Genomic DNA, 26,561 nt, shown 5'->3' with positions numbered 1-26,561 from the left:
CCCGTCGCGCGGTGTTCCCGTCACATGGTGATCCCGTCTCGCGGTATCCCGGACCCCCGCTCCGGAAAACGGGTCCGGGGTCCGGAAACGGCGAACGGGCCGTTCGGGCCCACCCCCGATGCCGGACGGCCCCTGCCCGTGCCGGGTCACGGCAGGCAGTCTTGGATGACAAGACCCGTCCGGCGAGGTGGTGGGACCGTCGCCGGAGCGGACCCGGGAGGTACGGCCATGACCATGACCCTGCTGAACGCTCTGCCCGGTCAGGGACGGGAGCGTCTGATGAAATGCTCCCGTCCGGTGTCCTTCGCGGCAGGCACCCGGATCTTCGAGGACCGCGGTCCGGCGGACCGGTTCTGGGTCATCCGTACGGGCGCGGTGAATCTCGATCTGCACGGGCCCGGCCAGAACGCCGGCACGCTGGAGATGCTGGGCCACGGTGACCTGCTGGGGTGGTCGTGGCTGGTGCCGCCGTACACCTGGCGGCTGGGTGCCGAGGCCTTCAGCATGGTCCGGGCGGACGAGTTCGACGCCTACGCCGTACGGGCGCTGTGCGACGAGGACCCCGCCCTCGGACTGGAACTGACCCGCCGGGTGCTGGAAGTGGTGGCGGACCGTCTCCAGGCGACCCGTGTCCGTCTGCTGGGTGTGTACGCGCCGCACGGCAGCGAAGCCGCGTTGCCCGTCGAGTGAGACGGCCGGTGCCCGCCCGTCGAGTGAGACCGGCCGGTGCCCGTACGGCTCGTCCACGGCTCGTCCCGGTGCGGCGGAATCCCCCTGATCAGCGGCCTTCGCCCGCGATGCCGTCGGACCGGACCACGCCGTCGGACCGGGCCACGTGGCCGTCCGCCCGGGAAGCCGCCTGCGTGGCGAGAACGGCGGCCTGGATACGCCGCTCGACGCCGAGTTTGGCCAGCAGCCGCGAGATGTGGTTCTTGACCGTCTTCTCGGACAGATAGAGGCGTCCGCCGATCTCACGGTTGGTGAGTCCTTCCCCGATCAGCACGAGGATCTCCCGCTCACGGGGGGAGAGCTGCGACAGGGCGTCCTGCTCCGACGCCGTCTCGTCCTCCTCCCCGCGAAGACTCTTCATCAGCCGGGTCGTGGTCGCCGGGTCGAGCATGGACTGGCCCGAGGCGACCGTCCGTACGGCCGCGACCAGGTCAGACCCCTTGATCTCCTTCAGCACGTACCCCGCGGCCCCCGCCATGATCGCGTCGAGGAGAGCGTCGTCGTCGTCGAACGACGTGAGCATCAGGCACGCGAGGTGCGGCATGAGCGAACGCAGCTCCCGGCAGACCGTGATTCCGTCACCGTCCGGGATACGCACGTCGAGCACGGCGACATCGGGGCGCAGGGCCGGGCCCCTGGCCAGCGTGTGGGCGGCCGTGCCCGTGTCGCCGACCACCTCGATGTCGGGTTCGGCGTCGAGAAGGTCCTGTACGCCGCGCCGGACGACCTCATGGTCGTCGAGCAGGAAAACCCGGATCGGGTTCGTCGGCGAGAACTCCCGCACCTCGCTCATTTCGGCCCTTCCGCCGGTCGTGGACCAAGCACCGACTCCATCGTGGCCCACCTCTCGGAACCCGGCCAGGGCCGAACGGGCCCACGCTCCGGCCGGAGGACTCCGGCTCTCCGTCCGGGGTACATGCCTCGTCCGGCCTCCCGCGCGCGGCCAGGGCCCGCGGTGCGTTGGCCGGGAGCGTCCGTCGGGGGGAGGCTGGAATACGGCGCCCGGCTCCACGACGATCCGGAGGAACCGATGCGAGACGCGAATACGTCGGTGCACGACCCGGCCACCGGCTCTGCGACCAGCCCGACCACCCACCCTGCCACCGGCCCGGCCGGCGGCCCGGTCACCGACACGGAACTGGCGAACCTGGTGGCGCACTGGAGGGCCGCCAACTACCTGGCGGTCGGCCAGATCTATCTCATGGGCAATCCGCTCCTCGACGAACCGCTGCGCCCCGAGCACATCAAGCCCAGACTCCTCGGCCACTGGGGCACCTCGCCGGGGCTGAACCTCGTCCACACCCACCTCAACCGCGTCATCAAGGCCCGGAACCGCGACGCCCTGTGCGTCTGGGGGCCGGGCCACGGCGGCCCGGCGGTGCTGGCCAACTCCTGGCTGGAGGGAAGCTACTCCGAGACGTATCCGGACATCGGGCGGGACGCGGACGGCATGGCCCGCCTCTTCCGCCAGTTCTCCTTCCCCGGCGGGGTGCCCAGCCACGTGGCACCCGAGACACCCGGTTCGATCCACGAGGGCGGCGAACTCGGCTACTCCCTCTCCCACGCCTACGGCGCCGCGTTCGACAATCCCGATCTGTTGGTCGGATGCGTCATCGGTGACGGTGAGGCGGAGACCGGCCCACTGGCGGCGTCGTGGCACTCCAACAAGTTCCTCGACCCGGTCCGCGACGGCGCGGTTCTCCCGATCCTCCACCTCAACGGCTACAAGATCGCCAATCCGACGGTGCTCTCCCGTATCCCCGAGCAGGAGCTGGACGAACTGCTGCGCGGTTACGGTCACGAGGTACTGCACGTCACGGGAGACGAGCCGTACGCCGTCCACCGCGCCATGGCCGATGCGATGGACACCGCGCTGGACACGATCGCCCTCATCCAGCGCACCGCCCGGGAGGACGGTGTCACCGAACGCCCGCGCTGGCCGGTGATCGTCCTGCGTACGCCCAAGGGCTGGACCGGACCGGCGACCGTGGACGGACTGCCGGTCGAGGGCACCTGGCGGTCCCATCAGGTGCCGCTGTCCGCCGTACGCGAGAACCCCGACCATCTGCGGCAGTTGGAGGCATGGCTGCGTTCCTACCGGCCGGAGGAACTCTTCGACGGTGACGGCCGCCCGCTCCCGCGTGTGCTGGCCTGTGTCCCCGAGGGCGCGCGCCGGCTCGGCGCGACCCCGCACGCCAACGGCGGCCTGCTGCTGCGAGATCTGCCCGTACCGGCCCTGGAGCCGTACGCCGTGCGGGTCGACCGCCCCGGCGCTTCCCTGCACGAACCGACGCGGGTGCTGGGCGACTTGCTGGAATCGGTCATGGAGGCCACGAGCGAGCGCCGCGACTTCCGCGTCGTCGGCCCGGACGAGACCGAGTCCAACCGGCTCCAAGCGCTGTACGGAGCGACGGGAAAGGCGTGGCAGGCCGAGGCCCTGCGCGTGGACGAACACCTCGACCGGCACGGCCGCGTCATGGAGATCCTTTCCGAACACACCTGCCAGGGCTGGCTGGAGGGCTACCTCCTCACCGGGCGGCACGGGTTCTTCTCCTGCTACGAGGCCTTCGTGCACATCGTGGACTCGATGGTCAACCAGCACATCAAGTGGCTGAAGGTGTCCCGCGCCCTGCCGTGGCGCCGGCCGATCGCCTCCCTCAACTACCTGCTCACCTCGCACGTCTGGCGCCAGGACCACAACGGCTTCTCCCACCAGGACCCCGGCTTCGTCGACCACGTACTCAACAAGAGCCCCGAGGTCGTACGGGTCTATCTGCCGCCGGACACCAACACCCTGCTCTCGGTCGCCGAGCACGTACTGCACAGTCGTGACTACGTCAACGTCGTCGTCGCCGGCAAGCAGCCCACCTTCGACTGGCTCACGATGGACGAGGCACGCGCGCACTGCGCACGCGGGGCGGGCGTCTGGGACTGGGCCGGCACCGAACGGGAGGGGGACGAGCCGGATGTGGTGCTCGCCTGTGCCGGAGACGTCCCAACCCAGGAGGTGCTCGCCGCCTCCCAGCTGATCCGTCACCATCTTCCCCAACTCGCGCTCCGTGTGGTCAACGTGGTCGACCTGGCCAGACTGCTGCCCGAGACGGAACATCCGCACGGACTGTCCGACAGCCAGTACGACGCCCTGTTCACCCGCGACAGGCCGGTGATCTTCGCCTACCACGGCTATCCGTGGCTGATCCACCGGCTCGCCTACCGCCGTACCGGCCACCCGAATCTGCATGTACGCGGCTACCAGGAGACCGGCACCACCACGACCCCGTTCGACATGGTGGTGCTCAACAAGATGGACCGGTACCAGCTCGTCATGGACGTCATCGACCGTGTCCCCGGGCTCGCGGTCCGGGCCACGCGGGCGCGCCAGGCCATGGAGGACGCCCGCCTCCGGCACCACACCTGGATCCGGGAGCACGGGACCGACCTTCCCGAGGTGGCCGACTGGACCTGGCACCCGGTCACCCACGGCGGCGACGGGCCCTCGCGTTGAGCCCCGCGCGGACGGACAGGGGCCGGACCGCGCACGCCTGGACATGGACGTACGAGGGATACGACCCGGAACGCGAACGCCTGCGTGAAGCCCTGTGCACCCTGGGCAACGGCTACTTCGCCACCCGCGGAGCGGCGTCCGAGACGTCTGAGGGCCCCTCGCACTGTCCGGGCACCTACGCGGCGGGCTGTTACAACCGGTTGACGTCGTCCGTCGCCGGCCGCCAGGTCGAGAACGAGGACATGGTCAACCTCCCCAACTGGCTGCCACTGCGCTACCGCGTACGCGTCGAAGGGGCGCGCCCAGGACCGTGGCTGTCGCCCGACGGGCCCGAGTTGATCGAGCACGGGCAGACGCTGGATCTTCGGCACGGCACACTCACGCGGCGGTCGGTGTACACGGCGAGGGAGGGCGGCGGCCGTCGGTTGCGCGTCGAACAGCGACGGCTGGTTCATATGGGCGAGCCGCATCTGGCCGCGCAGCGCACCTCGTTCACCGCCGAGGGCTGGACGGGCGAGGTGGAGGTCGAAGCGGCCCTCGACGGCGACGTACGGAACGCGGGGGTCGATCGCTACGCGGACCTCGCGAACCTGCATCTGACGCGGTGGCGCACCGGCACGGCAACCGGCTCCGGGACCGGGACCGGATCCGTAACCGGGACCAGAACCGGGACCGGATCCGCAACCGGCTTCGAGCGGAGCGACACGGTGTGGCTGTGCTGCCGCACGCTCAACTCCCACATTCGTATCGCGCTGGCCGCGCGGACCCGGGTGGTCGGCCGCCGTGGCACTACGTCTCGTCCCGGCACCCCGTCGCGCCCCGGCATTACGCCTCGTACTCACCTCACCGCCCGGCAGGCCGTCCAGGCCCTGACGATCCCCGTGGAGAGCGGCGAGACGGTGGTCGTCGACAAGACGGTCGCGTTGTACACCTCCCACGACCCGGCGATCAGCGGTCCCCTCACGGCCGCGATCGAGGCCGTACGGCGGGCGCCGGACTTCCCCCGACTGCTCGCCTCGCACCACCGCGCCTGGGAGCACATCTGGCGCCGGGCGGCCCTCGACGTACCCGGGGAGGCGGGCGTGATCCTGCGGCTGCACCTGTTCCACGTACTCCAGACGCTCTCCCCGCACACCGCCGACCTGGATGTCGGGGTACCCGCGAGGGGACTGCACGGCGAGGCGTACCGCGGACATGTCTTCTGGGACGAACTGTTCGTCCTGCCCTATCTGAACCTGCACTTCCCGGAGGTGTCCCGGGCGCTGCTCCGCTACCGCTACCGGCGGCTGCCCGCGGCCTGCCGCGCCGCACGGGACGCCGGACGCGCGGGGGCGATGTACCCCTGGCAGAGCGGGAGCGACGGGCGCGAGGAGTCGCAGGAGCTCCATCTGAATCCGCGCTCGGGCCGCTGGCTGCCCGACCACTCCCGCCTCCAGCACCATGTCGGATCGGCGGTCGCGTACAACGTGTGGCAGTACGCGCAGGCGAGCGGCGACACACGGTTCCTGTACGGCGAGGGCGCGGAGACGCTCATCCAGATCGCCCGTTTCTGGGCGGACGCGGCGGTCTGGGACCCCTCGCTGGAGCGGTATCGCGTCCGGGGTGTCGTCGGTCCCGACGAGTACCACGACGGCTATCCGGACTCCCCGGCGCCGGGACTCGACGACAACGCGTACACGAACGTCACCGCCGCGTGGGTACTGACACGGGCTCTGGAACTCAGCCGCGCCCTCCCGCCCTCGCGCGGACAGGAACTCTTCGAGCGTCTTCGGCTGGATCCGGCCGAGCCGGACCGCTGGGACGACATCGCGCACCGTCTCCATGTGCCGTACCACGACGGCGTCATCAGCCAGTTCGACGGATACGCGGACCTCGCCGAACTCGACTGGGACCGGTACCGCGGGCAGTACGGCGACATCCGCCGGCTGGACCGGATCCTGGAGGCCGAGGGGGACTCGGTCAACCGGTACAAGGCGTCGAAGCAGGCGGACGTGCTGATGCTCGGCCATCTCTTCCCCCCACGGGAACTCGCGGGTCTCTTCCGGCAGCTCGGCCACCGGCTCGACGACGAGTCGTGGCGCGCCACGATCGACTACTACCTGCCGCGCACCAGCCACGGTTCGACGCTCAGCGCCCTGGTCAGCGCGTGGGTGCTGGCCAGGGCGCGCAGGGACGAGGCATGGGCGTACGCCGAGGAGGCCCTCATCGGGGACGTGGCGGACATCCAGGGCGGCACCACGGCGGAGGGCATCCACCTGGGTGCGATGGCGGGCACCCTCGATTTCGTACAGCGCTGTCTGACCGGGCTGGAAGCCCGCGACGACGGACTGTGGCTCGACCCCGCGCCACTGCCCCAGCTGTCGAAGTTCCGGGTCGGCGTCCGTTACCGCGACCACTGGGACGTGGACCTGCGGATCCGGGCGCAGCGGGTGCGGGTCGGCGTACCGGAAGCGGCGGAGGGTCCCGTACGCGTCGTGCTCGGCGACAGCGAGTCCGCCGTCGCGCCGGGTACCTCCCGCTGGCTCGATCTGCCTCGGGGCAGAGTCAGTCGGGCACGAGCACGGCGGCGCCGTTGACCCGGTCGCCCGCGAGATCGGCGAGCGCCTGGTCCGCCCGGCTCATCGGGTACGGACTCACGGTGACCCGGATACCGATCCGTTCGGCGAGGGCCAGGAAGTCGCGTCCGTTTTGGCGGGTGTTGGAGGTGACGCTGCGCAGGTCCCGCTCCTGGAAGAGATGGTGCTGGTAGTTCAGCGAGGGGATGTCGGAGAGATGGATGCCCGCGACGGCGAGCGTGCCGGACCGGTCAAGTGCCTCCAGAGCCACCGGCACCAGGTCGCCCACGGGGGCGAACAGGACGGCCGAGTCCAGTGGTTCGGGCGGGCGGTCGTACGCGCCGCCGGCCGAAGCGGCACCCAGGCTCAGCGCCAGTTCACGTGCCCGCGCCGATCTGGTCAGCACGTGGACGGTGGCGCCCTCGGCCAGGGCGACCTGGGCCGCCAGATGGGCCGAGGCGCCGAAGCCGTAGATACCCAGACGCCCGCCCTCGGGCAGCGCGCTGCGGCGCAGCGCGCGGTAGCCGATGATCCCGGCACAGAGCAGGGGCGCGAGTGAGGCGGCGTCCTGGGTCTCCGGGAGGGGGTAGGCGAAGTCCGCCGGGACCAGCGTCAGATCGGCGAAGCCGCCGTCCTCGTCCCATCCCGTGTAGGTGGACCGGGGGCAGAGGTTCTCCCGCCCGGCCAGGCAGTAACGGCACTGCCCGCACGTGGAACGCAGCCAGGCGCCGCCGACCCGATCGCCGACACGGAACGAGGTCACCGCCTCGCCGACGGCGACGACGCGGCCGACGATCTCATGGCCGGGGACGGCCGCGGGCCGCCGGGGCTCCAGATCCCCTTCGGCCAGATGCAGATCCGTCCGGCACACACCGCACGCCTCCACCCGCAGCAGCAGGTCACCGGGTCCGGGGTCGGGCGACCGCCGCCGTACGCGGGTCAGAGGCCGGGTGCCGATGGGTCCGGGCCTCTCGACGGCCCAGCCGTGCGTGGTCCGCGCGGAGGCTGTGAACGTCATGCCTCCAGCGTGCGGCGGGTGCACGGCCGGGGCAAACGGATCAGGACGTCAGGGCCGCAGCTCCGAGGAGAAGACACCCATCGCCGCGGCCCGCGGCCCCACCAGGTCGCACTCGACATCCACCACACCCTCCACCGCCCGCACCAGCCGGGCCGCCACCGGTACGAGAGCGGTGTCCCGAACCCTGCCGCTGAGCGTGACGACCCCGTCGGCGACCGTCACCCGCACGTTCTCGCGCGACACCAGGAAGAGACGCTCGACCACCTCTACGCGTACCTCCTCCGCGAGATCGGCGTCGGACCGCAGGAACACCTTGAGCAGATCGGACCGGCTGACGATCCCACGCAGCATCCCGGAGCCGTCGACCACCGGCAGCCGCTTCAGCCTCCCCTGCGCCATGGTCCGCGCGGCCTGAGCCAGAGTCGCGTCCTCCCGTACGGTGACGGCGGGCGCACTCATGAGCTCCCCGGCCGTCACGGCTCCCGCCTTCCGCAGATCATCGAGCCGCCGCAGCTGCTCCAGCCGACTGGGGTCGGCGTCCCGGAACTCCTCCTTACCGAGCAGATCGGCCTCGGACACCACCCCGGTGACCCGCCCATCCCCTTCAAGAACCGGAACAGCGCTCACATTCCACTGCGCCAAGGTCTCGACAACCTCCTTGAACCCGGCCTCCGGACGAACCGCGACCACAGGATTCGTCATCACATCGGCAACGAGATGCGGCGCATGACGCATGATCCCTCCTCGAACATGCCCCCTCCACTTCCCAGTGTGCCGCCACGAACCTGCACCGAGGAGGGGCCGACGGGCCCTGACCGGGGGGCCCGAAAGGCCAATGACGCGGCACCCCTCCGCCGCCCTGGGCGCACCAACGGGGGCCGCTACACCGGCAATGGGCGTAGCGGCCCTCGTAGTGCTTCTGCCATCACGTCAGGGAAAGCGGTCACAGGCCCCACGAGGCAGCGGGAATCGCGCGTCCTTTCTGCGGGATCCTCGGCTTCATGGCCTCTGAGACTCCTTTACAGCCTGGTCCGATCCTGGCGCCTCCCCACGCGCCCATGTCCGGTAACGAGTCGTTCTCCGGGCTGGAGGCAACGCTGTCGGACTTCTGGCGGTTCGCTATGTCCGATCTTCGGACCAACACGGTGCGCGGATACCTCGCGGAATTCCTTGTCGCGCGGGCGATGGGAGTGGAAACGATCCGGGTGGAGTGGGACTCCTAGTGCGAAGGTCCGCTGAGGCCTGAGACCGCGTGAGAGCGACTTCAGCTGTCACATGCTCCAGCGAGGCGCGAGGATGCTCCAAAAAAGGGCCGTCGGCCGCGTTCCTCAGTGAGTGAGGAACACGGCCGACGGCCCACAGACGGCCCAGGCGAGCGGAAACCCGCTCTGACCTGCGGCCTTCCTAGATGTCGAAGTACAGCTCGAACTCGTGCGGGTGCGGGCGGAGTTGGATCGGGGCGATTTCGTTGGTGCGCTTGTAGTCGATCCACGTCTCGATCAGGTCCGACGTGAACACGCCGCCCGCCTGGAGGTACTCGTTGTCGGCCTCCAGGGCCTCCAGTACCGCCGGGAGCGAGGTCGGGACCTGGGCCACGCCCGCGTGCTCCTCCGGGGCCAGCTCGTAGAGGTCCTTGTCGATCGGCTCCGCCGGCTCGATCTTGTTCTTGATGCCGTCGAGGCCCGCGAGGAGCAGCGCCGAGAAGGCCAGGTACGGGTTGGACGACGGGTCCGGGGCGCGGAATTCGACGCGCTTGGCCTTCGGGTTGGAGCCCGTGATCGGGATGCGCATCGCGGCCGAGCGGTTGCGCTGCGAGTAGACCAGGTTGACCGGGGCCTCGAAGCCGGGGACCAGGCGGTGGTACGAGTTCACCGTCGGGTTCGTGAACGCCAGCAGCGACGGCGCGTGCTTGAGGATGCCGCCGATGTAGTAGCGGGCGGTGTCCGACAGGCCCGCGTAACCCTGCTCGTCGTAGAAGAGCGGGTCGCCGCCGGTCCACAGGGACTGGTGGACGTGCATGCCGGAGCCGTTGTCACCGAAGATCGGCTTGGGCATGAAGGTCGCGGTCTTGTTGTTGCGCCAGGCGACGTTCTTCACGATGTACTTGAAGAGCATCAGGTCGTCCGCCGCGGCCAGCAGCGTGTTGAACTTGTAGTTGATCTCGGCCTGGCCGGCGGTGCCGACCTCGTGGTGCTGGCGCTCGACCTGGAGGCCGACGGCGTCCAGCTCCAGGGAGATCTCCGCGCGCAGGTCGGCGAAGTGGTCGACCGGCGGGGCCGGGAAGTAGCCGCCCTTGTAACGGACCTTGTAGCCGCGGTTGTCCTCGGTCGAGCCCGTGTTCCAGGCGCCGGCCTCGGAGTCGATGTGGTAGAAGCTCTCGTTCGACGTCGTGTTGAAGCGCACGCTGTCGAAGACGTAGAACTCGGCCTCCGGGCCGAAGTACGCGGTGTCCGCGATGCCGGTGGAGGCCAGGTACGCCTCGGCCTTCTTGGCGATGTTGCGCGGGTCGCGGCTGTACTGCTCACCCGTGATCGGGTCGTGGATGAAGAAGTTGATGTTCACCGTCTTGTCGCGACGGAAAGGGTCCACCCGAGCGGTCGACAGGTCCGCGCGAAGCGCCATGTCCGACTCGTGGATGGCCTGGAAACCGCGGATCGACGAGCCGTCGAAAGCCAGCTCGTCCGCCGGGTCGAACGCCTTCGCCGGGATCGTGAAGTGCTGCATCACGCCAGGCAGGTCGCAGAAGCGGACGTCTACGAATTTCACGTCCTCGTCCGCGATGAACTTCTTGGCCTCGTCGGCGTTCTGGAACATCCAGCTCCTCCTCCTCCCGTCCCGGGGAGGGGCGGGGGTTTATCGCTACTGGTCGTGCGGCCAGTGCGGTGGCACACGCAGGACCCGACCATAGGTAGGCGGGATTTCTCAGGCATGACCCGTTTGTTTCGCCGAAGTTAACCGGCCTGGGTGTGTGCCGTTCCACAGACAGGCCACCGCGGCCGGAAACGACCGGCGCGGTGGGTGGCCCGGCGCGCGATCCGTCTCGTGTCCCTCCGCTACCCCGTGGCCCGTCCCGTACCCCTGGACCCCGTACGCGGACGCCCGCGCAGTACCGTGTTCTGGTGGACAACAGGGAAGCAATCGGATCGTGGCTCTCCGGACCGCGTGCGGCGGCCGAGGAGATGGGTGCGGACTTCGGGTACCGGGGCGAGCGCCTCGGGCTGCCGAAGGAAGGCCCCGGTTCCGCCGCCCCTATCGGGCGGCGCTTCGGTGCGCTCTTCGTCGACTGGGCGCTGTGCCTGCTGATCGCGTACGGGCTCCTCGCCGACAGCCCGCAGTCGGCGAGCAACTACGCGATCGGCGTTCTCCTCCTCATGAACATCCTGACCGTCGGGACGGTCGGCTCCACGATCGGCAAGCGGCTCTTCGGGCTGCGGGTCGTCTCCGAGGGCCGCGACCGGCTCGGCTTCGGGTGGGCCGTGGTCCGCAGCGTGCTGCTGTGCCTCGCCGTACCGGCCCTCATCTGGGACCGGGACGGACGCGGGCTGCACGACCGGCTCGGCCGCGCCGTACAGGTACGGATCTAGGGCCTGTCATTCGGATCTTGCCGGGCTCGCGGTCCCTGGCACGCACGCCCGCCGCGTTGTCGTCGGTCGCCAACGCTCCGCGTTGTCTCCCTCCTCCGCCTTGCGACCGCACGCACCAGACCCCACTCCCTGATCCGGCCTGATCCAAACGACAGGCCCTAGCCCCCGCGCTTTCTCGAAGGTCGGAACATAGGAGAGGGCGGCGGGAACTCGCGTTCCGCGCCGCCCTCACATGTGTCCGAAGACCGGAGAATCCGGTCAGCGCATCTTTCCGCCGCGCGGCATCCGCATGCCCTTCGGCATCGGGCCCTTCGGCAGCGGCATGTTGCTCATCAGGTCGCCCATCGCCCGCAACCGGTCGTTGGCCGCCGTCACCTGCGGGCCGGAGAGCACCCGAGGCAGCTTGAGCATCGTCGTACGGACCTTCTTCAGCGGCACCTGACCCTCGCCGTCGCCGACGATGATGTCGTGCACCGGTACATCGATGACGATGCGCGCCATCTTCTTCTTCTCGGCCGCCAGCAGGCCCTTGAGCCGGTTCGGATTGCCCTCCGCCACCAGCACGATGCCGGCCTTGCCGACCGCGCGGTGGATCACATCCTGGCTGCGGTTCATCGCGACCGCCGGGGTGGTGGACCAGCCGCGGCCCACGTTCTCCAGCACGGCCGCCGCCGCTCCCGGCTGGCCCTCCATCTGCCCGAAGGCAGCACGCTCGGCGCGGCGTCCGAAGACGATCGCCATCGCGAGGAAGGCCAGAATGAAGCCCAGAATGCCCAGATAAATGGGGTGACCGACCAGAAAGCCGATCGCGAGGAAGACACCGAAGGTGACGATTCCCACACCCGCGACGACGAGACCGACCTTCTTGTCGGCCCGTCGGGTCATCTTGTAGGTAAGAGCGATCTGCTTCAGTCGCCCAGTTTCCGCAGCAGTGTCTGCGTTTTCCTTCCTCGCCATGAACGGAAGTTTACGTGGCCCGGGAAGTGCGGCCCGACACGGCCTCCAGTACGTGCTGCGCCTCGACCCGGTCCTTGGCCCTGCGGCGGTCCTCGAGGACGGCCGTCCAGGCGTTCCTGCGGGCCGTGCGCTGGCCGCTGCTGAGGAGGAGTGACTCCACGGCGCGCAGGGCGTTGGAGACGGAGGGCAGGGCGGTGGGGCGGGTGGCTGCCGCCATCACCTGGGTGACGGGTCGTACCGGCGCGGCCTGCATGGTGGCTGTTCCCCCTAGGAACGAGTGCGAGTGGCGGTGCGGGAGTGGTTCGGGCCCGGTGCCGGGACCGGTGCGAGGTCCGGTACGGGAGCCGGTGTGCGCGGTGCGTAGTACTGAGGGTTACCCACCGGTGTTACCAGTGCGTGACCAAGCGGTCAAACGGCCGTGAATGCCCGAAGCCGTACCGCCGAACAGCGCCGCGGCCCGTACGCGGTCCCCGACCTGCGGGGAGCGTACGGGCCGCGGCGGTGCGGCCGTTACTGTTGAGTAGTCGCTTGTGCTCGGATTCACACGGCGGGCGCGCCGGGCGAGTGGGCGGAAGCCGCCCGGTTCACACCGTCTGGCGCACGGACTCCGTGCCCCGGCGCTCCATCGCCTGCTGGAACAGCCGTCCCGCGCGGTACGAGGAGCGGACCAGCGGCCCCGACATCACGCCGGAGTAGCCGATCGCGTCGGCCTCGTCCTTCAGCTCCACGAACTCGTGCGGCTTCACCCAGCGTTCGACGGGGTGATGGCGCGCGGAGGGCCGCAGATACTGCGTGATGGTGATGAGCTCGCAGCCCGCGTCGTGCAGATCCCGCAGCGCGTCGCTTACCTCTTCGCGGGTCTCGCCCATGCCGAGGATCAGATTCGACTTCGTGATCAGACCGGCCTCGCGGGCCTGGGTGATGACGTCGAGGGAGCGCTCGTAACGGAAGCCGGGACGGATCCGCTTGAAGATCCGCGGCACCGTCTCGACGTTGTGCGCGAGCACCTCGGGGCGCGAGGAGAAGACCTCGGCGAGCGCGTCGGCCTCCGCGTTGAAGTCGGGGATGAGGAGCTCGACCTTCGTACCGCCCGCCTGGCGCTGCGCGGTCTGCGCGTGGATCTGGCGCACGGTCTCCGCGTACAGCCACGCGCCGCCGTCCTCCAGGTCGTCGCGCGCGACGCCGGTGATCGTGGCGTAGTTCAGGTCCATCGTGACGACGGACTCGCCGACCCGGCGCGGCTCGTCGCGGTCCAGCGCCTCGGGCTTGCCCGTGTCGATCTGGCAGAAGTCGCAACGCCGCGTGCACTGGTCGCCGCCGATGAGGAAGGTCGCCTCACGGTCCTCCCAGCACTCGTAGATGTTGGGACAGCCGGCCTCCTGGCACACGGTGTGCAGACCCTCGCTCTTCACGAGCTTCTGCATCGCGGTGTACTCGGGCCCCATCTTCGCCCGGGTCTTGATCCACTCGGGCTTGCGCTCGATGGGGGTCTGGCTGTTCCGGACCTCCAGGCGCAGCATCTTGCGTCCGTCGGGTGCGACAGCGGACACGTCCGGCACCTCTCTCTGCTGGCGCGGCATTCGAATCTTCGGCGAAGACCAGAGTACGCCCGTTGATTGCTTGGTACTACGTGGCCATGGCGTCGCATGGCACAGGGACAACCGGTGGCCGGTGAAGGGCATTCCCCCTCCGGGCGCGACCGCGCGCCCTGGTGGCCACCGGGATCAGGCGCGCGCCGGCTCGACGGCCTGGGCCGGGGCCTGCGCCCGGGCTTCGGCCTCGGCGTCGCGGGGTTTCGGCTCCGCGTGCTCCAGTACGTCCCGCAGATGGTGCTCCACCACGGGAAGCACCTCCGCGACGGTGAGGTCGTGGCCCAGTTCGTACGACAGCGACGTCACGCCCGCGTCCCGGATCCCGCACGGCACGATCCTGTCGAACCAGGTGTTGTCCGGGTTCACGTTCAGCGAGAAGCCGTGCATCGTCACGCCCTTGGCGACGCGGATGCCGATCTGGGCGAGCTTGCGGTCCTCGCGGCGCTGGCCCGCGTTGGACGGGGCGTACTCGGGGCCGTTCAGACGGGGGTCGAACTCCCCGTCGTTCACGCGGGGATCGAAGTCCAGCGACAGACCGCCCACGGACCGGCGCTCCTCCACCGGATCGCCGAGCACCCATACGCCGCTGCGGCCCTCCACCCGGGTCGTCGCCACGCCGAAGTCGGTCGCCGTACGGATCAGCGCCTCCTCAAGACGGCGTACGTGCGCCACCACGTCCACGGGACGCGGCAGCTTCAGGATCGGATAGCCCACGAGCTGGCCGGGACCGTGCCAGGTGATCTTGCCGCCGCGGTCGACGTCCACGACAGGAGTGCCGTCCAGGGGGCGCTCACTGTCCTCCGTACGCCGCCCCGCCGTGTAGACGGGCGGATGTTCGAGCAGCAGGCAGGTGTCGGGGATCTCGTCCGCGAAGCGGGCCGCGTGGACCTCGCGCTGCTTCTGCCACGCCTCCCGGTATTCGACGGCGTCGCCGCCGAAGCCCAGATGGACGAACCGCAGCTCACTCACGGCATTGCCTCCCTCGCTCTGTGCCCGGGATCCGGGGGGTGTCCCCATGACAACCGGGCACGGTGCACGTGTCGCGCCCCAGCCACTGTACGACCGCGCCCTCCGGAGCGATCCGGCAGGCCCGAAGGGCTCCGAGGGCCGTACCGGGCCCGTATACGCGGCTCGTCAGCCAAGGCCGCAATCCTCACACGATCGGATGAATGTGGGACGAACGTGACGGTGCGGGCAGCTGTGACCGCTAAATTCGCGCCGTTCCATGAGGGCTGCTCCCGGGGCCCGGAAGGCAGGAGACCGTACAGCTGATGTCGGAACGACCTCCGCAGCGCATCCCCAACCGCCAGCTCGCCGCACTCATCGCAGAAGCCGGTTTCTCCAACGCAGGTCTCGCCCGCCGGGTGGACCAGCTCGGGCTCGAACACGGCCTCGACCTGCGGTACGACAAAACGTCCGTGACCCGCTGGCTGCGCGGCCAGCAGCCGCGTGGCACCACACCCGCACTGATCGCCGAGGTCTTCACCCGCCGGCTCGGCCGGCGGCTCTCCGCCCAGGACCTGGGTCTGGACGCCTGCGCGCCCGTTTACGCCGGGCTGGAATTCGCCGCGACCCCCGAGGAAGCCGTCGACATCGTCGGCGGACTCTGGCGCAAGGACTCGGGGAGCCATGCGGAGCTGCGCAAGATCGCGTTCACCCCGGCGGGGCTCGTCGTGCCGAGCCGCGACTGGCTGATCGGCCGCGCGGACGAACGGGTCGGACACGACGGTTCGGCCGCGACGACGGCCGCCGGACCGGCCCGGATGCCCGGACACGGGACCGGCCGAGGGGCGGCGCAGGTGCCGGGACAGCCCACCGGTCATCAGCTCGCCGGCGCCACGGGCGCGGGGCCGGGGACGCCGCCGTACGGCACGCGCTCCTACGGAGGCGGAGGCGCGGACGGCGGTGGCGGCGGTACGAGCCGCGCGGCGGACGCCGCGGGCGTCCGGGTGCCCGCCCAGGGCCGCGCCACCGTGCCCCGTCAGTCCGCCGCCGTCCCCGCCGGTGTCCCGCCGGCCCGGCAGACGGACCGCGTCGCCGGACAGCGGGTCGGCGGTGGCGACATCGCGGCCCTGCGCTCCGTCAGCGAACTCTTCCGCACGCTCGACCAGGCGTACGGCGGCGGCCACGCCCGGCAGGCGCTCGTCCGGTACCTGGAGCACGAGTGCGAGCCGATGCTCCGCGGTGTGTACGGCGAGACCACCGGGCGCCGGCTGTTCGCCGCCGCGGCCGACCTGACCAGACTGGCCGGCTGGACCTCGTACGACATCGCCGCGCACGGGCTCGCGCAGCGCTACTTCGTGCAGGCGCTGCGGCTGTCCCAGGCGGCGGGCGACCGGGCGTACGGCTCCTTCGTCCTGATCACCATGAGCCGCCAGGCCGTCTACCTCGGACACGGCCGGGAGGCGGTCCAGCTCGCCCGCGTCGCCCAACAGGGCGTCGGCTCGGCCGCGCCGCCCGTGGTGCAGTCGCTGCTGCACTCCGTCGAGGCGCGCGGGCACGCCGTGCTGGGCGAGCCGCGGGCCTGCACCGCCTCGCTCGTACGGGCCGAGCGCGCCCTGGAGTCGGCCCGGCCCGGCGACGAGGTGCCGCACTGGGCGCGATCCTTCGACGAAGGGCAGCTCGCCGACGAGTTCGGGCACAGCTACCGCGATCTCCAGCAGTACCGCGCGGCCGTCCAGCACGCGGAGCGCTCACTTCAGTTACGGGCGCCAGGGTTCGCGCGCAGCAGGCTCTTCTGCCGGGTGGTGCTCGCCTCCGCCCGGCTGGGACTCGGCGAACTGGACCAGGCGTGCGCGCTGGGTGCGGAAGCGGCGCAGCAGGCGACGGAGATCCGGTCGGCACGTGCGGTGGACTACGTACGGGACTTCGAGCGGCGACTGGAGCCCTACCGGGACGCGGCGGCCGTGCGCACCTACCGCGACCGGATCGCGGCGTTCGGCTGAGCGGCGGCCAGGAGGGGCGCCACGGGCCCGCTACGCCGCTGTCGGGATCTGGACCGTCCCTTGGTCCGGGCGCACGCCCAGGTCGTCCAGGATCGCGTACGCGGCCCTGCGGCCCGAGGAGAGCGCGCCCTGGACGGTGCTGGTGTCGCGGTGGTCCCCGCATACGTACAGCCCCGACAGCAGCCGCACCTGACGGCGCAGATCGTGCGGCGGCGGCATGGCGGGGACCGCCTCCGGGTCGTGCTGGACGGCCAGCAGCTCCCAGTCGGCGGTCGACGCGCCGTACAGCGTGGCCAGATGGGCGCGGACAGCGCCGTCGAGTTCCGCCTCGGGGGGCGGCGTACGGAGCCCGAGCACCGTCGAGGAGATCAGCGTCCGGCCGGCCGGGGCGCGCGACGGGTCCACCGCGCTCATGACCGTCGTGTGCGCCACCGGGCCGCCGCGCCGGTCCCCGTCCAGGAGCAGAGCCGGATCGGTCATCGGGGGCGTGGGGGCCGTGTGGTGAAGGACCGTCACGGGATGGAAGCCCGGCACCCGCAGGCCCGGCAGCAGTTCGGCGGCGGCGCGGGCGCCCGTCGCCACGAGCAGTGAGCGGCAGGTGATCTCGCCGTGCTCCTTCGTACCGACGGAGCTGATCGACGCGTCCGTCACGCACACGCCCGTCCGCACCGTGCCGGGCGGCAGCGTGGCCGCCAGCAGCTCCGGCAGGGCGGCGGCGCCGCCCTCGGGGACGCACAGCCGGCCCCGGGCGAAGCTGCGCAGAGCCAGGTCGGCGCAGCGGCTCGACGTGGTGAGGTCCGGGTCGCAGAGCAGTGCGGACAGCAGCGGGCGTACGAAGCCGTCGACGGTCCGCGCGGGGAGTCCGCGCGCGGACAGCGCGGCGAGCGCGGGGCGTTCGGGGCGGGCCAGCAGCCGGGTCACCGGGGTGGTCGCGAGGCGGCCGAGGGCCGCGTGGAGACGGGCCTGGTCGAGCGCGTTGCCCAGCGGGGGGCGGGAGCCCGGACGGGTGGCGGCCCTGGCCCCCTGGACGCGGCTCATTACGGCCCTGGTGCGTGGGGCGCTTGCCAGGGCGCGTGCGGCGGTGAGTGCGCCCCGTGCGCTCCCCGCTGTGACGGTGACGCCCGCGCGGTGGCGCCGGCCCTCGCTGTGGACGAGCACGCCCGGCGAGAACGTCCGTAAGGAGGCGTTGCGGAGCGCCGGGGTGCGGATCAGCTCCGGGTACGAGGTGTTGAGCAACTGGCCGATGCGGTCGAGCCGGAAGCCGTCCAGGTTCTCGGTGGCCATCCTGCCGCCGATGTAAGGGGCGGCTTCCAGGACGGTGACTGTTACGCCCGCGCGGGTCAGCTGGTGAGCTGCCGACAGGCCGGCGATTCCGGCGCCAATGATGACGACGTCCGCGTGATGTTCGGTGCTGAGCACGGGCCCCTCCCGGAGGTCGGCGCGGCTGTGCGGTCCTGGGCTGATGCCCCGGCCCCACTCAGGGAATACCCGAGTGCGGCTCGAGACTAGGAAGGGAACCGGCCGTTCGCAGTCGCGCAGTGGGGGCAGCACGGGTGCGTGTGGGGCGCACGGATTGCCGTCCGGCGGGGTGCGGGGGCCCTCCGGGGGTGGGGCGGTTGCGGGTTCGTTGTCGTGGTCGGGGTTCGGGGTCTCCGGAGGGGTGTGTCCGGACGGCGTGATTTACGGCGCGTGCAAGGTTCGTTGGACCCGATGACCCGGCTTGTTCACGCGCCACAAATCAGCCTGAGTGTCCGAACACCCCCCTCCTGCGACCCCGCCCCCCTCGCACCGTCACGACACCGGCACAGGCCCCCGCCCCGGCCCCCGGCCCGCACCAACCGAGCCCGGCCGGCGATTGAGGCCACAACCCGCCGCCACTAGACCCGCAACGCCGCCAGGATCGACTCGTCGATCTTTGGGAACGCGAACGTGAAGCCCGACTCCAGCAGCCGCCCCGGCAGCACCCGTTGGCTCCCCAGTACGTCCTCCGAGAACTCACCCAGCGCCACCTTCAGCGCCACCGACGGCACCGCGAAGAGCGTCGGCCGGCGCAGTACGCGGCCCATCGCCGCCGTGACCTCGCGGTTCGTCACCGGTTCGGGGGCGGTGAGGTTCACCGGCCCCGACAGGGTCCGCGTGTCGATCAGATGCCGCAGCGCCGCCACATGGTCGTGAAGGGAGATGAAGCTCCAGTACTGCCGTCCGTCGCCCAGCCGGCCCCCCAGCCCCGCCCGGAAGATGGGGAACAGCCGGCCCCACGCGCCGCCCTCGCGGGCCACGACGAGCCCCGTGCGGGCGAACACCGTCCGTACGCCTGCGTCCGACGCGGCGGACGCGGCGTCCTCCCACTCGACGCACACGGAGGGCAGGAACCCCTCGCCGGGCGGCGCCGACTCGTCCACCGGGCGGTCGCCCGTGTCGCCGTAGAAGCCGATGGCCGACCCGCACACCAGGACCTTCGGTGGGGTGTCGAGGGACGCGACCGCCTCCGCGATCGCCGCCGTACCGAGGACGCGGCTGTCCTTGATCTCCTTCTTGTACGCGTCGGTCCACCGGTGGTCCGCGACCCCCGCGCCCGCGAGATGGACGACGGCCTCGCAGCCGTACAGCCCGCTCACGTCGACGTACTGGCGGGACGGGTCCCACTCGACCTCGTCGCCCGCCCGGGAGGGGTGCCGGACCAGGCGGACCACCTCGTGCCCGTCCGCTCGCAGGGAGCGCGTGAGCGCCGTGCCGATGAGCCCGTTGGAGCCGGTGATCGCGATCCTCATGAAACCCATCCTGCCCGCACCCGCCCACGTGGGACAGTTGGTGCCATGCCGGAACCGCACATACGTGGCGCTCTCCCCTCGGACGACGACGCCCTGAGCCGCCTCGACCACGACACCTGGTCGTTTCTGCACGCGGTGACGCCCAGGCAGGAGCCGCCGTTCGAGCCGTTCTTCGACACGCGGCACCGCCCCGGCGACTATCTGGTCGCCGAGGCCGACGGCCGGATCGCCGGCTATCTCCGGCTGGTGGCGCCCACCCCGCTGGCCTGCAACGCGCACGTCCGGCAGATCCAGGGGCTCGCCGTGCACGAGTGGGCGCGCGGCCGGGGTGTGGCGCGGCTGCTGCTGCGGGCGGCGATGGAGCGGGCGCGTGCCGACGGCGCGGTGCGTATGACGCTGCGCGTGCTCGGGCACAACGAACCGGCGCGCGCGCTCTACGAGTCGGAGGGGTTCGTGGTGGAGGGCGTACTGCCGGGGGAGTTCTTCCTCGACCGCGGTTATGTCGACGACGTGCTCATGGGGCGTTCGCTGGACGCCTGACGGTGGAACAGCGGCGCGACGGTCAGTCGACGCCGAACCGCTCCCAGAGGCGGGGCAGCCGGTCGGCGAGCGCCTGAGAGTCCTCGAAGTCGACGGGTGCGCCCTCGGGCTCCGGGGCCTGCGGGGCGACCCCCAGATCGGGCGCGACGGCGCCGGTGAGCTGCTCGTACGCCTCGTCGGCCGCGTACCCCAGCTCCTCGCCGTCGCCGTCGATCTCCTCGTCGAACTCGCCGATGAGTTCGGCGAGGCTGTCCGGCTCGTGCACGGCGCCCTCGAAGATCTCCCGGCCCTGGCCGATGAGCCAGCAGCGGAAGTAGTCGAACGCGTCGTCGCTCGCGCCGCCGAGCAGGATCGCGGCGGCCGCCCACAGGTCCCAGTGGTACGCGCGGTTGTAGCGGGTCTCGAAGTGCCGGGCGAAGTCCAGGACCGAGTCGGGGTCCAGTTGGAGCAACCGCTCCACGAGGAGATCGGCGTGCTCGTCGGGGTCGCCACCGGCCGCCTCGCGCGTGGCGTCGATGATCTCCCAGAACTCCGTCTCGTCGGTCACGGGTACAGCATCATGCTTGGCGCGGGGCGGCGCACGCGGAGTGCGGAATGCGGGGGATCTCCGCCGCGCGCGGCGATGAAGCCGGACAGAAGATGTCTCCTTTCCGTGGAACGATCACCGGGAGAGATCGACAGAGAGGGAGCCGGCCCATGACCGACAACCACGACAAGCCACTGACAGGAAAGATCGCACTGGTCGCCGGGGCCACCCGGGGCGCGGGCCGCGCGATCGCCGTGGAGCTCGGCGCCGCCGGGGCGACGGTGTACGTGACGGGGCGCACCACACGGGAGAAGGTCAGTGAGGTGGGGCGGTCCACGGAGACCATCGAGGAGACCGCCGAGCTGGTCACCCGCGCGGGCGGCGAGGGCATCGCCGTACCGACCGACCATCTGGAGATCGAGCGGGTACGGGCGCTGGTCGAGCGGATCGACCGGGAGCAGGGCCGGCTGGATGTGCTGGTCAACGACGTGTGGGGCGGGAACAAGCTCCTGGACTTCGACACGCCGGTGTGGGAACTCGATCTGGAGCGCGGCCTGCGGATGCTCGATCTGGGGGTGAAGACCCATCTGATCACCAGCTCCGTCGCGCTGCCGCTGCTGGTACGGCACCCGGGCGGGCTGGTCGTCGAGGTCACCGACGGAACGGCCGAGTCGAACAGGACGCCGCGCAACAACCTCTACTACGACCTCGCCAAGAACGCCCCGATCCGGATGGCCTACCTGCTGGCCGAGGAGTTGAGGAGCGTGGGCGGCACGGCGGTCGCGGTCACCCCCGGCTTCATGCGCTCCGAGGAGATGCTCGACGGCTTCGGCATCACCGAGGAGAACTGGCGGGACGGAATCAAGGTCCACCGGCACTTCGCGCTCTCGGAGACGCCCGTCTACGTGGGCCGGGGCATCGCGGCGCTCGCCGCCGACCCGGAGCGGGACCGCTGGGCGGGACAGGCGCTCTCCAGCGGGCAGTTGGCGAAGGAGTACGGCGTCACGGACGCGGACGGCAGCAGGCCGGACGTATGGGCGTACATGGCGGCCGAGGCGGCGGCGCCCGGCACGGAGGTCCCCATGGACGGCTACCGGTAGAGACGCGCCGTGCGGTCGGCGGAGTCGGCGAAGCGGGCGCGCAGCTCCGCCGGCTCCACCACCTCCAGCTCCGGGCCGAAGGCGAAGAGCTGGGAGAACGCCACGTCGGCAGACTCCACCGGAAGCGTGAGGGTCGTCCAGCCTTCGTCGTCCGGCGGGCCGGCCGCCTCCACCGCCTCCTGGGCCGAGGCCCGGTCGGTCAGATACGGCAGCTGGCGCAGCCCCTCCGGGGAGAGCCGCAGCACCACCTCCGTACGGAGGATCGACCGGGTGAACTGCGCGGCCCGCTCGTCCCAGAACGCGGGCAGGTCGAAGGACTCGTCCCGTTCGAAGCGCTCGTCCGAGAGCGTGATCTCCGTGAAGCGGTCGATCCGGTAGACCCGGAAGGACGTGTCGACGCGGGCGCAGAGATACCAGACGCCCGCCTTGAGCACGAGTCCGTACGGTGCCAACTCCCGCTCCACCTCGGTGTCCTGGCGCCGGTAGCGGGCCACGACGGTGCGGTCGTCCCACACGGCCTCGGCGACGGCCGGCAGCAGCTCCGGCGTCTCCGGCTCCTTGTACCAGCCGGGCGCGTCCAGGTGGAACCGCTGCGCCGCCGAGTCCGACGCGCCCCGCAGGGAGGGCAGCAGCGCCGCCGACACCTTCAGCCGGGCGGCGGACGCCGCGTCCTCCAGGCCCATCTCGCGGAGCGCGTTCGGCAGCCCGGACAGGAACAGGGCCTCCGCCTCGCCGCGTGCCAGGCCCGTGAGCCGGGTGCGGTAGCCGCCGACGAGCCGGTAGCCGCCCGAACGCCCGCGGTCCGAGTAGACGGGCACTCCGGCCTCCGAGAGGGCCAGCGCGTCGCGTGTGACGGTCCGCTCGGACACCTCCAGCTCCCGTGCCAGCTCGGCCCCGGTCATGGAGGGCCGCGCCTGGAGGAGCAGCACCATCTTGATCAGCCGGGCAGCGCGCATGGAGCCATTGTCCTGTACGCCGCGACGCGCCCGGACCGACCGTGCTACGCCAGGGGTTCCTGGATCTCCGTCACCCACTTCTCGCGGTCCGGCGGGCATTCGAGAGCGACCTCGCGCGGGTATCCGGCCGAGACATGGCCGCCCGCGTCCTTCCAGGCGGCCAGAATCTGTTCGGTACGGAGCATGTCGCCGACCGCCGCGTCCATCGGGCCGCGGTGCACGATCGTCGCCGCGCGCTCGACGGGTGGCAGGTCGACGATCCGGAAGCCGTGGCCGGGGTCGGGTTCGGCACGGACCGTGAGAGCGGCGTGCACGACGACCGCGCCGTCGCCGTCCGGCACGTCCTCGTAATAGGCGATGCCGGGCCCCGTCCCCGCGACTCCGGCCGCCTCCAGGCGCCGGAACAGCTCCTCGTACAGAGGGCCGATGACGGGGCCGATGTCCTGTGGTTCGAAGCTGGCGGCCACGGCGGACAGTTCGGCCACCCGTACCGCGGGGATGCTTTTGACGACGACGTCCTCGGTGGGCATACGCCCCTCACTCTCGATCGACCGGAGCCTCGCCTCGACCTGGCCCAGCCTGGCGGCGGCCGCCGCCATCGCCGCTTCCAGCTCGGCCCGCCGCAGCGTGAGCATCCCGCGCAGCTCGTCCGGGCTCACGCGGTCCTCCAGGATCTCCCGCACCTGCTGGAGCGTGAAGCCGAGATCCTTGAGGGCGATGACCCGGTTGAGCTCGGCGAGCTGCGCCGCCGTGTAGTAGCGGTACCCGCTGAACGGGTCGGTGCGGGCGGGGCGCAGCAGCCCGATCGCGTCGTAGTGACGCAGCATGCGGGCCGACACACGGCCGTGCCTGGCGAAGTCTCCGATGGTGAACATGACGTCCCCTACTGCACGGGTTCACACGGTGTCAGGGTCAAGCATGCCGTGGACGTGACCCCACAAGGACCCCCACAACGCCCCTCACAACGACCCTCATGAGGAAGCGGCTCCCGCCGGCCACTAGGGCCGGCGGAAGCCGCTTCCTTACGGATGACGCGTCGTTCAGAGGCCGTAGCGCTCCCGCGCCTCCTTGACCGCCGACGCGGGCACCTCGCCGCGCCGCGCGAGCTGCGCCAGCGCCGCGACCGTGATCGAGTGCGCGTCCACACCGAAGTGGCGGCGGGCCGCCTCACGCGTGTCGGAGAGGCCGAAGCCGTCGGTACCGAGCGAGGAGTAGTCCTGCTCGACCCACTGGCTGATCTGGTCGGGCACCTGACGCATCCAGTCGCTGACGGCCAGCACCGGGCCCGGCGCCCCGTCCAGGGCCTGTGTCACGTACGGCGTGCGCTGTTCGCCCCGCAGCAGCGCCTCGTCGGCCTCCAGGGCGTCCCTGCGCAGCTCGCCCCAGGACGTCGCCGACCAGACGTCGGCCGTGACACCCCACTCGGCGGCGAGCAGTTCCTGGGCCGCGAGGACCCAGTGGATGGCCGTGCCGGAGGCGAGCAGCTGGAGCCTCGGCGAGTCCGCCTTGGCGGGCACGCCCTCCTTGAAGCGGTACAGGCCCTTGACGATGCCCTCCTCCACGCCCTCGGGCATGGCGGGCTGCGGCATCGGCTCGTTGTAGACGGTGAGGTAGTAGAAGACGTCCGAGTCCTCGCCCGGGGCGGCCTGGCCGTACATCCGCCGCAGGCCGTCCTTGACGATGACCGCGATCTCGTACGCGAACGCCGGGTCGTAGTTGAGCGAGGCGGGGTTCGTCGCCGCGAGCAGGTGCGAGTGGCCGTCCGCGTGCTGGAGGCCCTCGCCCGTCAGGGTCGTACGGCCGGCCGTCGCGCCGACGATGAAGCCCTTGCCGAGCTGGTCGGCGAGCTGCCACATCTGGTCGCCCGTGCGCTGCCAGCCGAACATCGAGTAGAAGATGTAGAACGGGATCATCGTCTCGCCGTGCGTCGCGTACGACGTCGCGGCGGCGATGAAGTCGGCCATCGAACCGGCCTCGGTGATCCCCTCGTTGAGGATCTGGCCGTCCTTGGCCTCCTTGTAGTACATGATCTGGTCGCGGTCGACCGGGTCGTACGTCTGGCCCAGCGGCGAGTAGATGCCCGCCGACGGGAACAGCGCCTCCATGCCGAACGTACGCGCCTCGTCGGGGACGATCGGGACCCAGCGCCGGCCGGTCTCCTTGTCCCGCATCAGGTCCTTGACCAGCCGGACGAACGCCATGGTCGTGGCGACCGACTGCTTTCCGGAGCCCTTGTAGACGGACTGGAACGTCTTCTCGGAGGGCTCGGGCAGGGCGACGGCATGCACTCGGCGGGCCGGGGCGGGCCCGCCGAGCTCCGCACGCCGCTCCTGCAGATAGCGGACTTCGGGGGAGTCGGCGCCGGGGTGGCCGTACGGCACCAGCTCGTCGTTCAACTTCGAGTCGGGGATGGGAAGTTCGAGCAGGTCCCGCATGGTGCGGAACTGGTCGCCGGAGAGCTTCTTCATCTGGTGGTTGGCGTTGCGCGACTCGAAGCCGGTGCCGAGCGTGTAGCCCTTCACCGTCTGGGCGAGGACCACGGTCGGCGCGCCCTTGTGGGCGAGCGCGGCACGGTAGGCCGCGTACACCTTGCGGGCCTCGTGGCCGCCGCGCGAGCTGTGGAAACACTCGTCGATCCTGGCGTCGGTCAGCAGCTTCGCCAGCTCGACGAGCGCGGGCTCGGCGCCGAAGAAGTGCTCACGGATGTACGCCACGTCGCGGGTCGCGTACGTCTGGAACTGCGCGTCCGGCACCTCGCGCAGCCGCCGTACGAGGGCGCCCGTGGTGTCGAGCGCGAACAGCTCGTCCCAGGCGGAGCCCCACAGCGACTTGACGACGTTCCAGCCCGCGCCGCGGAACTGGGACTCCAGCTCCTGCACGATCTTGAAGTTCGCGCGGACGGGGCCGTCGAGGCGCTGGAGGTTGCAGTTGATGACGAAGGTGAGGTTGTCGAGCCCTTCGCGGGCCGCGAGGGCGAGTGCCGCCGTCGACTCGGGCTCGTCCATCTCGCCGTCGCCGAGGAACGCCCATACGTGGGAGGCGGAGGTGTCCTTGATCCCGCGGTTGGTCAGGTAGCGGTTGAAGCGCGCCTGGTAGATCGCGGAGAGCGGGCCGAGGCCCATGGAGACGGTGGGGAACTCCCACAGCCAGGGCAGCCGCCGCGGGTGCGGGTAGGACGGGAGGCCCTTGCCGCCGGCCTCCTGACGGAAGTTGTCGAGGTGCTCCTCGGTGAGCCGGCCGTCGAGGAACGCGCGGGCGTAGATGCCGGGGGAGGCGTGGCCCTGGATGTAGAGCTGGTCGCCCGAACCGTCCCCCTCCTTGCCGCGGAAGAAGTGGTTGAAGCCCGTCTCGTAGAGCCACGCGGCCGAGGCGAAGGTGGCGATGTGGCCGCCCACGCCCAGGCGCGAGCCACGGGTGACCATCGCGGCGGCGTTCCAGCGGTTCCAGCCGGCGATCCGGGTCTCCATCGCCTCGTCGCCGTCGAAGGCGGGCTCGGCGGGGGTCGGGATGGTGTTCACATAGTCCGTCTCCAGCAGAGCGGGCACGGGAACCCCGCTGCGCTCGGCGTGCTGGAGCGTGCGCCGCATCAGGTACGCCGCACGGTGCGGGCCCGCGTGCTCGGTGACGGCGTCGAGTGAGGCCGCCCACTCGGCGGTTTCCTCGGCGTCGCGGTCCGGGAGCTGGTCGAGCTCGCTCGGATGCTTGCCTACGGGGTCGGGCATGGTCGCCGCCTTCCGGTCACACAGGAGGGGGTGGAGAGAGAGTGGAGAGAAGCCTTGTCTG

At 70.9% G+C, this 26,561-nt stretch carries 22 protein-coding genes; 8 read left to right on the top strand and 14 right to left on the bottom strand.

Features of this window, described 5'->3' with window-relative positions; all coding sequences use genetic code 11:
* Positions 1-228 precede the first annotated feature (228 nt).
* Positions 229-690, top strand: a complete 462-nt coding sequence (locus ACFWHU_RS06760) for a cyclic nucleotide-binding domain-containing protein (protein ID WP_385793085.1) — start codon at positions 229-231, stop codon at positions 688-690.
* A gap of 88 nt (positions 691-778) precedes the next feature.
* On the opposite strand, the gene ACFWHU_RS06755 is transcribed toward ACFWHU_RS06760, so the two are convergent.
* Complete coding sequence (locus tag ACFWHU_RS06755) at positions 779-1,522, bottom strand: response regulator (protein WP_385793087.1); 744 nt, start codon at positions 1,520-1,522, stop codon at positions 779-781.
* A 237-nt stretch (positions 1,523-1,759) separates the two neighbouring features.
* On the opposite strand from ACFWHU_RS06755, the gene ACFWHU_RS06750 reads away from it, so the two are divergent.
* Both ACFWHU_RS06750 and ACFWHU_RS06745 read left to right on the top strand, forming a co-directional pair.
* Positions 1,760-4,234 carry a phosphoketolase gene (locus ACFWHU_RS06750; protein ID WP_387224174.1) on the top strand — a complete coding sequence of 825 codons (2,475 nt, stop codon included), beginning with the start codon at positions 1,760-1,762 and terminating at the stop codon, positions 4,232-4,234.
* Positions 4,231-6,810 (top strand): glycoside hydrolase family 65 protein, encoded by a 2,580-nt coding sequence (locus ACFWHU_RS06745; RefSeq protein WP_387224173.1) that lies wholly within the window; start codon positions 4,231-4,233, stop codon positions 6,808-6,810. Before ACFWHU_RS06750 ends, ACFWHU_RS06745 begins: the two co-directional genes overlap by 4 nt.
* Here ACFWHU_RS06745 and ACFWHU_RS06740 read toward each other — a convergent pair.
* Both ACFWHU_RS06740 and ACFWHU_RS06735 read right to left on the bottom strand, forming a co-directional pair.
* On the bottom strand, positions 6,779-7,807 hold the full coding sequence (locus tag ACFWHU_RS06740) for a zinc-dependent alcohol dehydrogenase family protein (protein ID WP_387224172.1): 1,029 nt from the start codon (positions 7,805-7,807) through the stop codon (positions 6,779-6,781). The two genes, ACFWHU_RS06745 and ACFWHU_RS06740, sit on opposite strands and share 32 nt — an antisense overlap.
* A gap of 48 nt (positions 7,808-7,855) precedes the next feature.
* The gene (locus ACFWHU_RS06735; protein WP_385793093.1) at positions 7,856-8,542 is read right to left on the bottom strand and encodes a CBS domain-containing protein; all 687 of its coding nucleotides are present in this window, start codon (positions 8,540-8,542) and stop codon (positions 7,856-7,858) included.
* Between the two features lie 323 nt (positions 8,543-8,865).
* Between ACFWHU_RS06735 and ACFWHU_RS06730 the strand changes: the two genes are divergently transcribed.
* Positions 8,866-9,030 carry a hypothetical protein gene (locus ACFWHU_RS06730; RefSeq protein WP_385793094.1) on the top strand — a complete coding sequence of 55 codons (165 nt, stop codon included), beginning with the start codon at positions 8,866-8,868 and terminating at the stop codon, positions 9,028-9,030.
* A gap of 181 nt (positions 9,031-9,211) precedes the next feature.
* Here the strand turns inward: ACFWHU_RS06730 and glnA are convergent, their stop codons facing one another.
* Complete coding sequence (gene glnA, locus ACFWHU_RS06725) at positions 9,212-10,621, bottom strand: type I glutamate--ammonia ligase (protein ID WP_385803085.1); 1,410 nt, start codon at positions 10,619-10,621, stop codon at positions 9,212-9,214.
* 305 nt (positions 10,622-10,926) lie between these two features.
* Here glnA and ACFWHU_RS06720 point away from each other — a divergent pair, with 305 nt between their 5' ends.
* Positions 10,927-11,391 (top strand): RDD family protein, encoded by a 465-nt coding sequence (locus tag ACFWHU_RS06720; protein WP_385803087.1) that lies wholly within the window; start codon positions 10,927-10,929, stop codon positions 11,389-11,391.
* 258 nt (positions 11,392-11,649) lie between these two features.
* Here ACFWHU_RS06720 and ACFWHU_RS06715 read toward each other — a convergent pair whose 3' ends face one another.
* From ACFWHU_RS06715 to lipB, 4 genes are all read right to left on the bottom strand, one after another.
* Positions 11,650-12,348, bottom strand: coding sequence for a DUF4191 domain-containing protein (locus ACFWHU_RS06715; RefSeq protein ID WP_078077700.1), 699 nt, complete (start codon positions 12,346-12,348; stop codon positions 11,650-11,652).
* Positions 12,349-12,358: 10 nt separating this feature from the next.
* Positions 12,359-12,568, bottom strand: a complete 210-nt coding sequence (locus tag ACFWHU_RS06710; RefSeq protein WP_385803153.1) for a hypothetical protein — start codon at positions 12,566-12,568, stop codon at positions 12,359-12,361.
* A gap of 364 nt (positions 12,569-12,932) precedes the next feature.
* Entirely contained in the window at positions 12,933-13,898 is a 966-nt protein-coding gene (gene lipA / locus ACFWHU_RS06705; RefSeq protein WP_385803089.1) for a lipoyl synthase, read from the bottom strand.
* 174 nt (positions 13,899-14,072) lie between these two features.
* Positions 14,073-14,909, bottom strand: coding sequence for a lipoyl(octanoyl) transferase LipB (gene lipB / locus ACFWHU_RS06700; RefSeq protein ID WP_385803091.1), 837 nt, complete (start codon positions 14,907-14,909; stop codon positions 14,073-14,075).
* Between the two features lie 302 nt (positions 14,910-15,211).
* Between lipB and ACFWHU_RS06695 the strand changes: the two genes are divergently transcribed.
* Complete coding sequence (locus ACFWHU_RS06695) at positions 15,212-16,885, top strand: regulator (RefSeq protein WP_387224171.1); 1,674 nt, start codon at positions 15,212-15,214, stop codon at positions 16,883-16,885.
* Between the two features lie 30 nt (positions 16,886-16,915).
* Here ACFWHU_RS06695 and ACFWHU_RS06690 read toward each other — a convergent pair whose 3' ends face one another.
* Both ACFWHU_RS06690 and ACFWHU_RS06685 read right to left on the bottom strand, forming a co-directional pair.
* Positions 16,916-18,304 carry an NAD(P)/FAD-dependent oxidoreductase gene (locus ACFWHU_RS06690; protein ID WP_387224170.1) on the bottom strand — a complete coding sequence of 463 codons (1,389 nt, stop codon included), beginning with the start codon at positions 18,302-18,304 and terminating at the stop codon, positions 16,916-16,918.
* Positions 18,305-18,762: 458 nt separating this feature from the next.
* The gene (locus ACFWHU_RS06685; RefSeq protein WP_385803096.1) at positions 18,763-19,665 is read right to left on the bottom strand and encodes a TIGR01777 family oxidoreductase; all 903 of its coding nucleotides are present in this window, start codon (positions 19,663-19,665) and stop codon (positions 18,763-18,765) included.
* A gap of 36 nt (positions 19,666-19,701) precedes the next feature.
* Between ACFWHU_RS06685 and ACFWHU_RS06680 the strand changes: the two genes are divergently transcribed.
* Positions 19,702-20,196, top strand: a complete 495-nt coding sequence (locus tag ACFWHU_RS06680; RefSeq protein WP_385803097.1) for a GNAT family N-acetyltransferase — start codon at positions 19,702-19,704, stop codon at positions 20,194-20,196.
* 22 nt (positions 20,197-20,218) lie between these two features.
* On the opposite strand, the gene ACFWHU_RS06675 is transcribed toward ACFWHU_RS06680, so the two are convergent.
* Positions 20,219-20,743: a DUF4240 domain-containing protein gene (locus tag ACFWHU_RS06675; protein ID WP_385803099.1), complete on the bottom strand. Its 525-nt coding sequence runs from the start codon at positions 20,741-20,743 to the stop codon at positions 20,219-20,221.
* Positions 20,744-20,892: 149 nt separating this feature from the next.
* Here ACFWHU_RS06675 and ACFWHU_RS06670 point away from each other — a divergent pair, with 149 nt between their 5' ends.
* Positions 20,893-21,822: an SDR family oxidoreductase gene (locus tag ACFWHU_RS06670; RefSeq protein ID WP_387224169.1), complete on the top strand. Its 930-nt coding sequence runs from the start codon at positions 20,893-20,895 to the stop codon at positions 21,820-21,822.
* Here the strand turns inward: ACFWHU_RS06670 and ACFWHU_RS06665 are convergent.
* The 3 genes from ACFWHU_RS06665 to aceE form a co-directional block, all read right to left on the bottom strand.
* The gene (locus tag ACFWHU_RS06665) at positions 21,813-22,778 is read right to left on the bottom strand and encodes a helix-turn-helix transcriptional regulator (protein ID WP_385803102.1); all 966 of its coding nucleotides are present in this window, start codon (positions 22,776-22,778) and stop codon (positions 21,813-21,815) included. The genes ACFWHU_RS06670 and ACFWHU_RS06665 overlap by 10 nt on opposite strands.
* 44 nt (positions 22,779-22,822) lie before the next feature.
* Positions 22,823-23,653, bottom strand: a complete 831-nt coding sequence (locus ACFWHU_RS06660; RefSeq protein ID WP_385803104.1) for a MerR family transcriptional regulator — start codon at positions 23,651-23,653, stop codon at positions 22,823-22,825.
* A 165-nt stretch (positions 23,654-23,818) separates the two neighbouring features.
* Positions 23,819-26,500 carry a pyruvate dehydrogenase (acetyl-transferring), homodimeric type gene (gene aceE / locus ACFWHU_RS06655; protein ID WP_387224168.1) on the bottom strand — a complete coding sequence of 894 codons (2,682 nt, stop codon included), beginning with the start codon at positions 26,498-26,500 and terminating at the stop codon, positions 23,819-23,821.
* Positions 26,501-26,561 lie beyond the last annotated feature (61 nt).

The sequence above is a fragment of the Streptomyces sp. NPDC060366 genome, from assembly GCF_042725135.1.
In the GTDB taxonomy this organism is placed as follows: domain Bacteria; phylum Actinomycetota; class Actinomycetes; order Streptomycetales; family Streptomycetaceae; genus Streptomyces.
Note: the sequence above shows the minus strand (reverse complement) of the source record. Positions and strands in the feature narration are given on the sequence as shown.

Excerpts from the sequence above, each read along its gene's own strand:
- ACFWHU_RS06760 (WP_385793085.1), top strand. The coding sequence starts at position 229 with ATGACCATGACCCTGCTGAACGCTCTGCCCGGTCAGGGACGGGAGCGT.
- ACFWHU_RS06755 (WP_385793087.1), bottom strand. The coding sequence starts at position 1,522 with ATGAGCGAGGTGCGGGAGTTCTCGCCGACGAACCCGATCCGGGTTTTC.
- ACFWHU_RS06750 (WP_387224174.1), top strand. The coding sequence starts at position 1,760 with ATGCGAGACGCGAATACGTCGGTGCACGACCCGGCCACCGGCTCTGCG.
- ACFWHU_RS06740 (WP_387224172.1), bottom strand. The coding sequence starts at position 7,807 with ATGACGTTCACAGCCTCCGCGCGGACCACGCACGGCTGGGCCGTCGAG.
- ACFWHU_RS06735 (WP_385793093.1), bottom strand. The coding sequence starts at position 8,542 with ATGCGTCATGCGCCGCATCTCGTTGCCGATGTGATGACGAATCCTGTG.
- ACFWHU_RS06730 (WP_385793094.1), top strand. The coding sequence starts at position 8,866 with ATGTCCGGTAACGAGTCGTTCTCCGGGCTGGAGGCAACGCTGTCGGAC.
- glnA (WP_385803085.1), bottom strand. The coding sequence starts at position 10,621 with ATGTTCCAGAACGCCGACGAGGCCAAGAAGTTCATCGCGGACGAGGAC.
- ACFWHU_RS06715 (WP_078077700.1), bottom strand. The coding sequence starts at position 12,348 with ATGGCGAGGAAGGAAAACGCAGACACTGCTGCGGAAACTGGGCGACTG.
- ACFWHU_RS06695 (WP_387224171.1), top strand. The coding sequence starts at position 15,212 with ATGTCGGAACGACCTCCGCAGCGCATCCCCAACCGCCAGCTCGCCGCA.
- ACFWHU_RS06685 (WP_385803096.1), bottom strand. The coding sequence starts at position 19,665 with ATGGGTTTCATGAGGATCGCGATCACCGGCTCCAACGGGCTCATCGGC.
- ACFWHU_RS06680 (WP_385803097.1), top strand. The coding sequence starts at position 19,702 with ATGCCGGAACCGCACATACGTGGCGCTCTCCCCTCGGACGACGACGCC.
- ACFWHU_RS06670 (WP_387224169.1), top strand. The coding sequence starts at position 20,893 with ATGACCGACAACCACGACAAGCCACTGACAGGAAAGATCGCACTGGTC.
- ACFWHU_RS06665 (WP_385803102.1), bottom strand. The coding sequence starts at position 22,778 with ATGCGCGCTGCCCGGCTGATCAAGATGGTGCTGCTCCTCCAGGCGCGG.
- ACFWHU_RS06660 (WP_385803104.1), bottom strand. The coding sequence starts at position 23,653 with ATGTTCACCATCGGAGACTTCGCCAGGCACGGCCGTGTGTCGGCCCGC.
- aceE (WP_387224168.1), bottom strand. The coding sequence starts at position 26,500 with ATGCCCGACCCCGTAGGCAAGCATCCGAGCGAGCTCGACCAGCTCCCG.